The organism is Acinetobacter sp. 1000160, from assembly GCF_000588715.1.
GTDB lineage: Bacteria > Pseudomonadota > Gammaproteobacteria > Pseudomonadales > Moraxellaceae > Acinetobacter > Acinetobacter courvalinii.
The window spans coordinates 87,801-99,960 of the sequence record NZ_JFWP02000001.1 but is presented as its reverse complement, the minus strand read 5'-3'; the positions used below and the strand labels follow the sequence as shown (position 1 = coordinate 99,960).

At 40.5% G+C, this 12,160-nt stretch carries 15 protein-coding genes; 6 read left to right on the top strand and 9 right to left on the bottom strand.

Annotated elements, in window-relative coordinates; translation table 11 throughout:
- The first annotated feature begins 2 nt into the window (after nucleotides 1–2).
- On the top strand, nucleotides 3–542 hold the full coding sequence (locus J699_RS17800; RefSeq protein ID WP_032868966.1) for a DUF2058 domain-containing protein: 540 nt from the start codon (nucleotides 3–5) through the stop codon (nucleotides 540–542).
- A gap of 118 nt (nucleotides 543–660) precedes the next feature.
- Nucleotides 661–1,911: a mechanosensitive ion channel family protein gene (locus J699_RS17805; RefSeq protein WP_005285342.1), complete on the top strand. Its 1,251-nt coding sequence runs from the start codon at nucleotides 661–663 to the stop codon at nucleotides 1,909–1,911.
- 34 nt (nucleotides 1,912–1,945) lie between these two features.
- Here the strand turns inward: J699_RS17805 and J699_RS0218290 are convergent, their stop codons facing one another.
- The 9 genes from J699_RS0218290 to J699_RS17840 form a co-directional block, all read right to left on the bottom strand.
- A complete protein-coding gene (locus tag J699_RS0218290) occupies nucleotides 1,946–2,197 on the bottom strand; it encodes a hypothetical protein (protein WP_032868964.1) in 252 nt (83 codons plus the stop codon).
- A 178-nt stretch (nucleotides 2,198–2,375) separates the two neighbouring features.
- Nucleotides 2,376–2,657, bottom strand: a complete 282-nt coding sequence (locus J699_RS17810) for a hypothetical protein (protein WP_005229994.1) — start codon at nucleotides 2,655–2,657, stop codon at nucleotides 2,376–2,378.
- 141 nt (nucleotides 2,658–2,798) lie between these two features.
- The gene (locus J699_RS17815; protein WP_032868963.1) at nucleotides 2,799–3,248 is read right to left on the bottom strand and encodes a hypothetical protein; all 450 of its coding nucleotides are present in this window, start codon (nucleotides 3,246–3,248) and stop codon (nucleotides 2,799–2,801) included.
- Between the two features lie 81 nt (nucleotides 3,249–3,329).
- Entirely contained in the window at nucleotides 3,330–3,614 is a 285-nt protein-coding gene (locus tag J699_RS17820) for a hypothetical protein (protein WP_032868961.1), read from the bottom strand.
- Between the two features lie 108 nt (nucleotides 3,615–3,722).
- On the bottom strand, nucleotides 3,723–4,055 hold the full coding sequence (locus J699_RS17825) for a hypothetical protein (protein ID WP_009511753.1): 333 nt from the start codon (nucleotides 4,053–4,055) through the stop codon (nucleotides 3,723–3,725).
- A gap of 205 nt (nucleotides 4,056–4,260) precedes the next feature.
- On the bottom strand, nucleotides 4,261–6,123 hold the full coding sequence (locus tag J699_RS17830; protein ID WP_032868955.1) for a hypothetical protein: 1,863 nt from the start codon (nucleotides 6,121–6,123) through the stop codon (nucleotides 4,261–4,263).
- Nucleotides 6,124–6,382: 259 nt separating this feature from the next.
- Complete coding sequence (locus tag J699_RS19025; RefSeq protein WP_079281804.1) at nucleotides 6,383–6,712, bottom strand: four-helix bundle copper-binding protein; 330 nt, start codon at nucleotides 6,710–6,712, stop codon at nucleotides 6,383–6,385.
- Nucleotides 6,713–7,028: 316 nt separating this feature from the next.
- Entirely contained in the window at nucleotides 7,029–7,334 is a 306-nt protein-coding gene (locus tag J699_RS17835) for a hypothetical protein (RefSeq protein WP_032868954.1), read from the bottom strand.
- Nucleotides 7,335–7,428: 94 nt separating this feature from the next.
- Nucleotides 7,429–7,623, bottom strand: a complete 195-nt coding sequence (locus J699_RS17840) for a hypothetical protein (protein WP_005229981.1) — start codon at nucleotides 7,621–7,623, stop codon at nucleotides 7,429–7,431.
- A gap of 195 nt (nucleotides 7,624–7,818) precedes the next feature.
- Between J699_RS17840 and J699_RS17845 the strand changes: the two genes are divergently transcribed.
- The 4 genes from J699_RS17845 (at nucleotide 7,819) to gcvH (ending at nucleotide 11,722) form a co-directional block, all read left to right on the top strand.
- On the top strand, nucleotides 7,819–9,666 hold the full coding sequence (locus J699_RS17845; protein ID WP_032868953.1) for an ABC transporter ATP-binding protein: 1,848 nt from the start codon (nucleotides 7,819–7,821) through the stop codon (nucleotides 9,664–9,666).
- Nucleotides 9,666–10,106 (top strand): MaoC family dehydratase, encoded by a 441-nt coding sequence (locus tag J699_RS17850; protein ID WP_032868952.1) that lies wholly within the window; start codon nucleotides 9,666–9,668, stop codon nucleotides 10,104–10,106. The genes J699_RS17845 and J699_RS17850 overlap by 1 nt, the downstream gene beginning before the upstream one ends.
- A 128-nt stretch (nucleotides 10,107–10,234) precedes the next feature.
- On the top strand, nucleotides 10,235–11,260 hold the full coding sequence (locus J699_RS17855; protein ID WP_005229974.1) for an AraC family transcriptional regulator: 1,026 nt from the start codon (nucleotides 10,235–10,237) through the stop codon (nucleotides 11,258–11,260).
- An 87-nt stretch (nucleotides 11,261–11,347) separates the two neighbouring features.
- Complete coding sequence (gene gcvH, locus J699_RS17860) at nucleotides 11,348–11,722, top strand: glycine cleavage system protein GcvH (protein WP_005229972.1); 375 nt, start codon at nucleotides 11,348–11,350, stop codon at nucleotides 11,720–11,722.
- Nucleotides 11,723–12,160 lie beyond the last annotated feature (438 nt).

The window sequence follows — 12,160 nt, the reverse complement described above, 5'->3', positions numbered from 1 at the left end:
TTATGGTTAAAAATGCATTGCAGGCCCAATTATTAAAAGCTGGTTTGGTGGATAATAAAAAAGCGAAAAAACTGACCAAACAGGCTCAACACGGGCAACGGACTGGACAAAATGATGATGCGACTCTGAAGGCGGAAATTGATCGTGCCAAACAGGAAAAATTAGCCAAAGATCAGGCGCTGAATCTGGAAAAGCAAAAGATTCTAGAAGAGAAAGCCCTAAAAGCTTCGATTATCCAAATGATTAAGCAGCATAAAGTACAAGATATTAAGGGTGATGTGACTTATCAATTTATTGATGAAGGTAAAATCAAGAAAGTCTATCTTTCACAACAGGTTTATAACGCCCTTGTTTCAGGCTCACTGGTGATTGCCAAGGATCAGGACAGTTATGCTTATCTGCCTAAAGCGCTGGCTGACAAGATTGACCAGAAAATGTCAGGTTTTATCTTGGTGAATAACAATAGCGAAAAAAATGATCAGGCCACCGATGAGGAAGATCCATACGCAGCTTATGTGATTCCTGATGACTTGATGTGGTAAAACACCACGGCGTTATGTAAAAACGCCTTACAGAACGTATATAAACTGTGATCAGATTATTATAAATATCAAATACACCTTACAATTCTGTCTTAAAAGAAATGTAAGGTGTATTCGTTTGGATTATTTAGGTTTTATCCGTGATATTCGGGTTGAGTTAAGTCATTATCCCTGGCTTGAGATGATATTATCCTTAGCTGTTTTAATTTTATTTGCAGCGCTTGCGAACTTTATTGCGAAAAGAATTATTGTTCGTGGCATTCGCCATCTGATTACAAAATTTAAGTCTCCAAACCAATCTATATTTGCACAACACAGTGTTACTCGCCGTTTTGCAAATATTGTTCCTGCCATCGTTATCATGAATGGTATCAGCACGATTCCTCATCTGCCTGCAAAAATCGTAAGTCTGGTACAAATGGGGGCGCAAGCATTCATTTTCCTTACACTTGCCCTTACGGTCAGTGAAGCTTTAAATATCTTTAACCTGATTTATCAGCGCAATCCAAAATCAAGAAACAAGCCCATCAAAGGCTATCTACAGCTGGTCAAGCTGATCCTGTTTGTGGTGTGTGGCTTGATGATCTTGGGAACTTTCCTCAAGAAAGATGTGTTTACCCTGCTTGCCGGTTTTGGTGCCATGGCAGCAGTGCTGATGCTGGTATTTCAGAACACTATCCTTTCGTTAGTTGCCAGCGTACAGATTGCTTCTTATGACATGGTACGTATCGGGGACTGGATTGAAATGCCATCGTTAAATGCGGATGGCGATGTCATTGATATGTCATTACATACGGTGACCGTACAGAACTTTGACAAGACTTTTACCACCATCCCCACTAACAAACTGGTGACGGATACCTTTAGAAACTGGCGTGGTATGAGTGAGTCCGGCTGTCGTCGTATTAAACGCTCTCTTTTCCTCGATCAAAGTAGCGTTCATTTCATGAGTGACGAAGAGCAGCAAAAGCTAAAAGATTTTCTATTACTGGATCAATATCTGGATGCCAAGAAATCTGAAATTGAAGAGTTCAATAATCACTTGAGTAACCAGTCGCGTTATAACCAGCGCCGCTTAACCAACCTTGGAACATTCCGTGCTTACGTTGAATTTTATTTACGCCAGCATCAAGGGATTGCACAAAACCAGACCATTCTGGTACGTCAAATGCAGCCAACAAGCGAAGGTCTGCCATTAGAGATCTATGCATTTACCAATACCATTGCCTGGGCCGCTTATGAAGCCATCCAGTCAGATATTTTCGATCATCTGATTGCGATTATTCCGGAGTTTGGTCTGAGAATTTATCAAGCACCATCAGGTCATGATTTTCAATTACTTACGCCAGAGCATGAAAACAAAGTTTAAATAAAATATTAAAAAAGCACCTTCGGGTGCTTTTTTAATGGATTTCGAAGTACTTCTTACACCCTTCCATCCATTCTTTAGACACAGGTGCTTCACGGGGGTATTCGGTATTTGCCAGCTTACAATCTTCTACCTTCTTTAAGCCATTGTCCGCTGGAAAGGAATAACCATAATAACCATCACTATTGCGCTGATAGCCTCCTGTTTGTCTATAATCCAGATACAGGTAGCCCATACATAATAATAGGATCCCCAAAATTACAAGCATCACCCCTTTTAAGCTCATTGTTCTGCTCTATGGCCTATTTTTCAACATTATAATCATATTTTATTAACATTTTAGGATAAAAGAATCTTATCTTCTCAATGAACTCAGGCTCCTATCTCGCATTATATAACCAGCAATATTTTATAAATCACATAAAAAAAGCCCTAAAAATTTAGGGCTTTTTTGCTCTTTTTATTCAGTCCCACTCAAGCTGAAACTGGATATTGGTATTGGTAAAATTAGGATTCAAAAACACGCGGTAACCTGCGGCTTTTAACTCAGAGACTACGATGTCTGCGTCCTCACTACTGACTTCATGCTTGGAAAATTGTTGTAAGGCATCGCGATCGCCGTCATTGGCTCTTAATTTAATGGTACTTGAAATCTTGGAGAGAATTTTATCTACAGTTAATTTTTTAACATTGGCATTTGAAATTGCAGTAGCTCGTGATGCAGGTAACAAAATTTCTTCGTTCACTGTATTCCGCCTGTGATATCAGAATAAGAAAAAAATATAATATGTTCTATTTCCACTTTTTCAAGTGTTAAAATTGAACTAAACGACATATTTTGGCGCATATCAAGAAATTCTGTATGCAGCTTGATTGATAAGTACAGCTTAACGCAAATCATCTAACTGTTTTAAAGCAAGTTTTACCGTGTAATTTACCTGATCAGGATTAGTTTGTTTTCGAGACGTGATTGCTGCTGACACTTTTTTATCAATATTATGCCCAGCCAATTGCTTTGCATCCTGACTATTGAGATAACCGACCGTTAAACCTTGAACTTCCACCCTTATGGCATGCTGATCAGATGGATTGGAAGGTTCAGACAGCACTCTCGCCGCGACTTCAATCAATTTGGATGCAGGAACTGTGTTTTCTACAATTGTTTTTAAATTAGTCTGATAAGAAGATTCACTCACAATCTCGAACGTATATAAGACATTATCAACAAAAGAGGCATCTTCTGAAGCAGAGGTAGATAAACTCTCATTATTTTGAAATTTTCTGGCAAATAATATGATCAATAAACCAATGACCAGCGTAATTATTATTGTCCACATAAATATCTCCCCCAACATTTAGAGGTAGATATAGCATGTGTAAATGATGGTAAATTTTTATGGTTTGTATACGGATCGCATTTAGTCTGCAATGTTTGTTATTTTTCTTTGCTCATAATATTGCAAAATACTACTCACCTTCAGCAATAGATAGCCAAACAATAGCCCGTTCATAATAATGCCGAGCCCAACAGCAATAATTTTTCCAGACCAGACTTGAACAATATCCAGATTCTCATTTCTGACTTCGATTTGCCCAAAGAGTACAATAAAGGCAAGGCCAGCAATACATCCTAATATAATAACAACCCAGGCAACAAACGTATTGGTTGTGCTTTCTCTCAGTTGGGATTGGGTCTCACTCATATTGTCCCCTGAATAGGCCTAATGATTAACATTATGTGATGAATATATCAAATTATATACAGAGAAAAAGCTCCATATTGGAGCTTTTTTATTGCAGTTCGTTATTGTTTATTTACAGATGATATCCAGCTTTTCAGCATAGTAATCTGTCGAAATCTTCAAATCATTCATCAATTTTTCTTTGGTGTAATCTTTTGGCGCCACCTTTAACAAGGCTGGAATATATTTCGATTCATATAACTTCGGATAGTCCTCACAAAGCACTTGGGTCTGCTGTTGTTTAGGTGTGTCAGGATTATCCAGAATATCCATGTACTCGGAAATTTTATTGTCTACGCTCTCGAAGCTTTCCTGAGCCTTTTCACTCTTTACTTCAGGCTGCTTATTACAACCTGTAAAAAGGATTGCAATCAAACCAAAGAATAGAATCTTGTTTTTCATAAGGATCTTTTAAATTCTGGAAACTAATACAAGTAAGTGTATATCAGTTTTCATTTGAATAAGTGACAATTTCATTTTCAGTTTCTTGTCTATTTCGTAAAGTTTAGTCTTCGGCTTTTGATGGCTCCATTTTATTTATATTTGTCAGTCATCTATCTCAAAAAAGGCTTTGCAGCTCAAAGCCTTTTTCGTTATGAGATTAATTTTATAAATAAATTTCAGGTGGATACGGTGTATCGTCACTAATTGGGGAATATAAGCTCTGCCCTACAAAGAAACCGTTTGGAGCCTGTGCAATATCAATGGTGACTGAATCGGCCATAACCTGAGGATAGGCCCAGATGAACTGTTTCATCAGTCCCAAAGGTTGATTATTTTGCATATCACCAAAGATACGCTGCCAGATCGGTGTTTGGTAAGGTTTACTCGCGTCAAATCCATATAAATGTGCAATGGACGAGTCAGGCACAAACCCAGCCAGATACGCAACCTTATCTTCCGGATAGTTCAAATCCTGAGTTGGAATTTCAGCCACAGCCTGATGTGCCAATCCCAAACGCGCTTCTAAAATCCAGTCATAAGCTTCCGTCATCAGATAATCAAAATTTGGATAGGCATAATATTCACGTGGATAATTGATATCCGTCACCAAAGTTTCAATTGGGGTGCGAATGGTCGGGAAGAAAATCAGCGGAGATACTTTTGCCTGTGGGTATTTTGTCTTAAGCACCGACCGAATATCCTGACAGGTTTGCCCTAACTTGTTTCTTAACCAGCTTTTAAACTGATCATACGGCGTTCCGGTCTTGTTCATCGCTTCATAAATGGTGCCCAGATCTGGCGCATATAAACCGGTATCCGCATTAAAAGCCAGTTTGGTTGGGTAATCATAGACACATGGCAGATCTGTACCTTGGTTATACCACCACCACGGTTCGCCAATCTGCATATTCACTTCACACCCGCCGGCAACCAGGGTATCGGCAAACTCAATAAAGGCTTTATGTAAATAAGCCTGCGCATTTTGATCACATGGACTAAAGAAGTAACTTGGTGGCTCATAGCCTGTTCGACCCAGATTATTATTCCAGTCCCGCTGAGCCCAGTATTCATTAGCACCTAAGGAATACATTTCAAAGCTCACACCAAAGATAGGCTGCATATCGGCACAATGGAGTGCCTGGGCAAAATGTTCGTGCCATTTTCGAGTACATGGATTAACGACATTGGCATTGCTGACTAACGGATCAGGAATCTGCCATTTGTTGATATCAGCATTCCATGCCATTTCAGGATACTTCGACATGCCACAATAGTGATTGATTAGACCGTGATAACCCAAAGCCGCCATGTTATCAACCAATCGCTGTGGGTTGAGATCATAATGATCATCATAACTGGTACATAGGCCATACTCATGCGCAGGTACTGAGACCTGATTTAAAGCCAGCTTGGCATTCGGGCCGGTAGTCACGGAGTTGGTTACCCGAATATATCCCTCTTCTGCCTGTGCTAATGGCAGAGTTGAATGTCCGTTATAACTGAGGGTAAATCCAGAGAAAGAAATACGCTGAATGTTACTGACAGGAAATGGATCTGTTGCAGAGAAGCCCGACTTGACGCTATCCCAATTAATATGAATATGGGCTGATCGTGAAGCAGGCTGATCGGCATAATTAAACAGCACGATATAAGCGACCTTATCTACTCCATTTTCATGATATTGCACAGTCAAGGTCGGCGTTAAAGCGGGATTATTTAACGTTGGCATACTGGCCGACAATTCAATATCAAAATCCCAGATTGTACCGCTGTAATCATATTTGGTCTCATAGGCAAGAAACTGATGATCTTTTGCATCATAAGAATCCCAACTAATCCCCACTAGGTCAGTAGTGGTGCGGGAACGGAAAAAGGCTTCAAAACCGTTAGCAAAATTGGTAATGGCAAAAGACATGGTTTGCGGGCCATCAACTCGCCAAAACTTTGGGCTAAACCGATCAATGCTCGAAGTTGTAACAGTTAAGCTAGGAGATTTTTTAAAGTTTTTTTCAAAGTTATTCGTCATTTGATAATGCTCTCATTTAATAATTAAGTTTTCATGTTAAGTAATCTTGTTATTTTTGGCTGTTTGCATCGGTAATCATTGATCAAAAACCCAGCACTTACATGGAGTTTATGTAACTTGAATTTTTGAATGCATAAAAAAAGCTTATCTATTGATAAGCTTTCCAACAACAGCCTTATTTTGATACCTTTCCTTGCAGCCTGATATTGTTATATGCAGCTCAAATAAGCTGCTTATCTCAAGCTAGACAGTGAACAGCTTAAGCCGCCATTCGTCTACATTCTATGGCACATTGATGGCAGGTTTCGGCACACTGTTGACAATGTTCAGAAGCATGTTTGATACACTCTTCAGCGCACCAGTCACATATTTTTGCACAGATCTGGCACATATCCGCCAGAAAGATTGATTCTCGTTGATGAGCTTTGGCACATAACATACAGATATCCGAACATTCCAGACATCGGGTAATGCACTCCCGCATCATTTCGACTTTTTCTTCTTGTAAACAGGCGGATGCACAAGTGGTACAGGCCAATGAACAAACCAGACAAGCTTTGGCGCAATCTGAAAACTGGATAGAGTCCATCTTATTCTCCTTAGCTAAATCATCAAAAATGCTTAGTAAATAAGCTAACCAGATAAAGTGCTGCAAAACATAAGGATTCGGTTATAAAAAGTAAGCCATGTTTTTTTAAGTAATCGAATGAAGCAAAGATCTCTCGATCTGACTTTTCAGCGAAAGAAGCAGTCGCAGTATGCGGTAGATATCTACGGAAAAAATTAAGAATAGTCCGAGCGTTTTTTGTATGGGATTATTTTATTTATGCGGATAAAAAAACGCTCAAAATCAGCAATGAAGATGAGCGCTTTATATTAAGCCGGGTCACTCTATAAAAAAATAATCAGTGCCCATAAATATTTTTGTGCAAGATGTCTGAAAGCCAGTGGATAAAGCCTGTTTTATTCTTGAACTGCGGAGTATCGAATAAATTTACATTCAACTCAAAATGATTAAAATTAATAAATTTATAGCTTCCGCCGCCTAAAGCAACCACATCGCTGTGTGGATATTTGAGCGTTTTTAGCGCTTCGCTAAAGAACAAAGCTTTAAGCGCTATCTCACTATTCTTATGCGCCTGATAACTTTGGGACTGAAGGAATAAATCATATTCTTGATCTAAACGTGTCATGATTTGGGAAATAACCACTTTAGACTCCTTTATTATTGGAACACCTGTTATCGCATACAAAACAGTAAAAGCCCACCTTTTAATGGACTTTTATAGTATTAAATTGGTATGACTAGTGCAGGCTTAACTCTTCATCTTTGGCAATCACGACCGAAGTGAGCATCGGAATACCCAAGATCACCGGGACCATAATGATCCATAAATCGGTTGTTAAATGACTTGAAAAGAAGAAATGGATAACCATGGCCACCAACGCCAATACACTCAACAATACACCCATGAATCGAACTGCAAATTTAATCAGCATTTTTGATCCTATATAATTGTCAGTACACTTCATCAGTATACGCCTAGCATTTCGATCAAGATACCTGCTTTTATACAACCGATACATCACAATAAGCCCCCATCCTTGCACCTGAGCTTTTCTCCTCTCTATTGCTGATTTTCTGCTATGCTACAGAACAAGCTGAATTAGTACTTGATATTAGAGGAAACCGAAATGCTGCGATGGTTTGAAAAGCTAGTCGATCCATACCCCACCAAAGACTTAAACAAACCATTACCTACGACCTTTTTTGCTTTCGTTTGGCAATCGACTCAAGGCATTCGCCCTTTTCTATTTTTACTGATTGCATGTACTGCCGCAGCAGCATGTTTTGAAGCTTTATTCTTTTCCTATATTGGTAAATTGGTCGACTGGCTCACAAAAAGTCAACCCAGCACCTTTTTACAAACCAATCAACAGAACTTAACCATTCTGATCAGTATTCTGTTTGCCAATATTTTCTTTGTCAGCCTGCAATCTATTATTAAACACCAAGTATTGTTCAGTAACTTTCCAATGCGTATGCGTTGGCGTTTTCATAATTTATTACTGCAACAAAGCCTGGACTTCTTCCATACCGATTTCGCTGGACGTCTTTCTGCCAAAGTCATGCAGACTGCACTGGCGGTACGTGAATTCTGGATGATCCTCGGGGATATGCTGGTTTATGTACTGGTCTATTTTGTGACCATTAGTCTGGTCATGGGTGCAATTTCGCCAGTGTTGATTGTGCCGCTGATTTTATGGTTAGCCTTATTTATTGGCATTGCCAGCTATTTTATTCCACGACTTGGCAAAATCTCCCAGCAACAGGCCGATGCGCGTTCCGTCATGACCGGTCGAGTTACCGACGCCTATACCAATATCCAGACAGTTAAGCTCTTCGCTCATGCGGGTCGTGAAAGCCAATATGCCAAAGAGTCGATGCAGGAATTTATGGTGACCGTGTATAAACAAATGCGTCTGGGGGTGAAATACCAGATCAGTATTCGTGTACTCAGCGCATTCCTGTTTATTAGTGTGATTGGAACCTCGGTCTGGCTTTGGACACAAGGTCAGGCAGCAATCGGGGTCATTGCGGCAACCACGGCGATGGTACTCAAGTTAGACAGTCTGGCCGAATTCATCATGTGGCACATTACTATGCTATTTGAAAATGTCGGTACCATTCAGGACGGGATGAAAACTTTGGGCAAACCGATCCAGATTCAGGACAAGGCAAATGCCACTGAGTTACAGGTACAGCACGGCGAGATTCGTTTTGAAGATGTCAGCTTTGCTTATAACCAGAAGAATGTCATTGATCATTTTAACCTGACCATCAAACCGGGTGAGAAAATTGGGATTGTCGGTCGTTCCGGTGCCGGGAAATCGACACTGATTCAGCTGCTGCTGCACTTCTATAACATCAACCAAGGTCGTATTTTGATTGATGGTCAAAATATTCATGATGTGACCCAAGATAGTTTACGTGCCAATATTGCCTTGGTAACGCAAGATACCTCGCTGCTACATCGTACCGTCGCCGAAAATATTAAATACGGTCGCCCGAATGCAACTGAAGCTGAAATTCAACAGGCGGTGAGAAAAGCCAAAGCGGAAGAGTTTATTCCGCAGCTAACAGATATGAAAGGTCGTGTTGGGTTTGATGCTTATGTGGGTGAACGTGGCGTGAAACTGTCAGGTGGACAACGTCAACGTATTGCCATTTCACGGGTTTTCCTGAAAGATGCACCGATTTTAATATTGGATGAAGCCACCAGCGCCCTTGATTCCGAAGTCGAAGCCGCAATTCAAAGCAGTTTAAATGACTTGATGGTTGGCAAAACGGTCATTGCAATTGCCCACCGTTTATCTACTATTGCTCAAATGGATCGTCTCATTGTGCTGGATCAGGGCAGAATCGCAGAACAAGGCACACATGAGGAGCTGATTGCTCAAGATGGTTTATATGCTCAACTATGGAAACGCCAGACAGGCGGTTTTTTGGTTGAACAACGGGTAACGCAGGACACAGAATAATGTTGTATTTAGAAGACCTTAATATTGGCGATCGTTTCATCAGCAGTGAATATGAAATGACACTACAAGAAGTTAAGCAGTTTGCCAATCAATACGACCCACAACCCTTTCATACCGATGAGCAAGCTGCTGCGCAACACCCTATTTTTCAGGGATTGGCAGCAAGTGGCTGGCACACTTCAGCCGTGACCATGCGACTTTGGACGGAATGTTTTCCGGTTGCTGGCGGCTTACTGGGAACAGAATCGAGTTTACGCTGGCCAAGACCGACACGTGCAGGAGATAAAATTCACGTTGAAGTTGAAATTACCGCAATCGTGCCGTCTAAAACTAAACCCGATCGCGGTATCGTCAGCTACGTAACCCAAGCTTTGAACCAGCACGGTGATGTGCTATTAATATCGACAACCAAAATTATGGTGTTTAGAAAAGTAGCTTAAAGCTTGGACATGCAGTGACTGTTTTGTCCAACAATTTTTATGATTGATTATTTTATTTCATGTAAAGATGTTTAAGACTTTAATGTTTAAAAGATATTGGCAAAATTGATGAGCGCCACGGAAAGCCCATGAAAACAAGCACAACTCGTCAAGATCAAGGAATACCAGGCGTCTATGGCTTATTGCTATTAGATGTGGTTTCTCGCTGGGGATATAGCGATGAAACTTTATTTGCTCCATTTCATTTAACGAGTGAGCAGCTGGCTGATCCGAACTATCGAATTCCAACACCGATTGCCAATGAACTGGTGAAGCATTCTTTGCGCCTGACTGGTGAAAGTACACTGGGTTTTCATCTCGGTACGCAAATGCGGATTTCCATTCATGGCTTTATTGGTTATGCCATTATGACGGCGCATGATATTACCGATGCCATTGCACTGGCCAGCCGCTTTATTCAATTACGTCTACCCTTTCTACAACTATATTTTTCGACCTTCGGCCCCAAAGCCACTTTACAACTGCAGTGTGATATCGAAGTCGAACCGTTGCGCACTGAAATTATTCTAGGTCTGACCATTGGCATCATGACCATGGCCAGAGCGCTAACCGGAATAGAAGATTTAAGCGGTGAAGTGGATCTGGATTTCCCTGAACCGGCAGGCTTTGAAAAATATCGGGACAAACTCAGCAGCAGCATTCGTTTTAATCAACCGCATTTGATCTCGAGCTTTGATAAAAAATATCTGGGCCTGAAAATGGTCAATGCCGATCCGATTGCCAGCCAGATTGCTATTAACCAGTGTGAAACAGAACTGTCAGCACTCGGCGAACGTCGGCGTTTAGCGATGCGGGTGCGGGATATTCTGACCAATTCAGAACAGCATTATCTCAGTATCGAAAGTGTGGCTGAACGTTTGCATATGTCCGACCGTACCTTAAAGCGTCAGTTGGCAGCAGAAGGTACTTCTTTTTCCACTTTAGTGGATGAAGTACGTTATCGTCATGCCACCTCCCTGCTTTCCCGCACCGATTATAGTCTGGAACAGATTGCAGATGAGCTTGGCTATTCTGACGTGGCAAACTTCAGTCGTGCCTTTAAACGCTGGAGTGGCCGTAGCCCAAGTAACTGGCGCAAAGATCCATACTTATAGTAAGTTCAACGGCGAAAGCTTTTGTTTTTATTGAAAAGCATGTATAAACCAAATAAAAATGATACGACAGATTGTTAAGGAGTTGTCATGAATCATCCAGCAGAATTGAAATATGCACGTACGCATGAATGGGTAAGAATCGAGGGTGACCTCGTTGTGACTGGTATTACCGACCATGCACAAGATGAGTTGGGTGATTTGGTCTACGTAGAAACCCCAGCAGTAGGCAGTCATGTCACCGCAACTGAACAGGCCGGTATTGTTGAATCAGTCAAAACTGCCTCAGATATTCATGCACCTGTTTCAGGTACAGTCGTTGAAGTGAATAGTGATCTTGAAGATGATCCTGATTTTGTTAATGATGAACCTTATGGCAAGGGCTGGATTTACAAGATCAAACCGGACAATATCGCAGATGTAGAAAAACTGCTTTCAAATAGTGAATACGAGTCAGGTTTATAATCGAATAGATCTGAACAAAAAAGCCCGGCTGATTTGACCGGGCTTTTTTTTAAAATGAATGCACGTGGTGGTACCTTGCAGCGCTCATACTTGCGTCTAAAATCTGAATTTGACGACACATATGTGATCAAGTCACAGCTTAATCGTTCACGCATCTTTACGAACAACAGGCTGAATCATTTTTTCTTTTCTTGCCAAGCCTTCATCTTGAAAATTCGATAAATAAATAATCAAAATTTCTGCTACTTTTTTATGTAGAAAAGCACTCAATATTATATTTTTTTAATGTCAAATTTCTCTGGCTGGTTACCTTTGTAACATCATGTGTCAATATTTTTGCCTAGTTTTTGACTGCTTCAATTTAATCTACATCTGTACTTTTTATAAATTGTAACTTTTGAAAACATTGTGCGTAAATTTCACTCATCAACCCGAGCA